The organism is Variovorax sp. WDL1, from assembly GCF_001541225.1.
Lineage (GTDB): Bacteria > Pseudomonadota > Gammaproteobacteria > Burkholderiales > Burkholderiaceae_C > Variovorax.
On the sequence record NZ_LMTS01000237.1, the window covers coordinates 1 to 874 of the forward strand.

General features: G+C 65.8%; 1 protein-coding gene. It reads left to right on the plus strand.

What is annotated here, in order from left to right:
• Positions 1-75 precede the first annotated feature (75 nt).
• On the plus strand, positions 76-867 hold the full coding sequence (gene istB, locus APY03_RS28995) for an IS21-like element helper ATPase IstB (RefSeq protein WP_068682441.1): 792 nt from the start codon (positions 76-78) through the stop codon (positions 865-867).
• The last annotated feature ends 7 nt before the right edge of the window (positions 868-874 follow it).

Sequence of the window (874 nt, forward strand, 5' to 3'; positions counted from 1 at the left end):
CCCTGCAGGTGCTGATGCCGCCGATCGCCGACACGGCCCGCTACGACCGGCTGCGCGACATCCAGGAGGCCGACCATGCGTGACGTCATTGCCGAACTCAAGGCGCTGCGTCTGCACGGGATGGCCGGGACCTGGGCCGATCTGATCGATCAGAACAACGCCGAGCTGGAACGATCGCGCTGGCTCGTCGAGCAGATGCTGCGCGCCGAGGTGACGGAACGCGCCACGCGCTCGGTCAGCCACCAGCTGAACGCGGCGAAGTTCCCGGTGCATCGGGACCTCGCGGGCTTCGAGTTCGAGGTCTCGCCGGTGGACCGCAAGCTGGTGTTGCAGTTGGCGGAAATGACCTTCACCGATGCGGCGCACAACGTTGTGTTGGTGGGTGGACCCGGCACCGGGAAGAGCCACTTGGCGACCGCCATCGGCGTGGCGGGGATCACGCAGCACGGCAAGCGCGTGCGCTTCTACTCGACAGTCGACCTGGTCAACGCGCTGGAGCAGGAGAAGGCGCAAGGCAAGGCGGGTCGCATTGCCGCGAGCATGCTGCGCCTGGACGCGGTGGTGCTCGACGAGATGGGGTACCTGCCCTTCAGCCAGGCCGGCGGGGCGCTGCTGTTCCACCTGCTCTCCAAGCTCTACGAGCACACCAGCGTGGTGGTGACGACCAACCTGGACTTCGCGGAGTGGTCCAGCGTGTTCGTGGATGCGAAGATGACCACCGCGTTGCTGGACCGGCTCACGCACCACTGCCACATCGTGGAGACGGGAAACGAGAGCTACCGCATCACGCACGCCACGGCCAACTCGAAGAAGCGCATCCGGGCTCGCGAGCAAGAGCGCAAAACGTCGACTGGAAACGCAGGTTGAATCACGA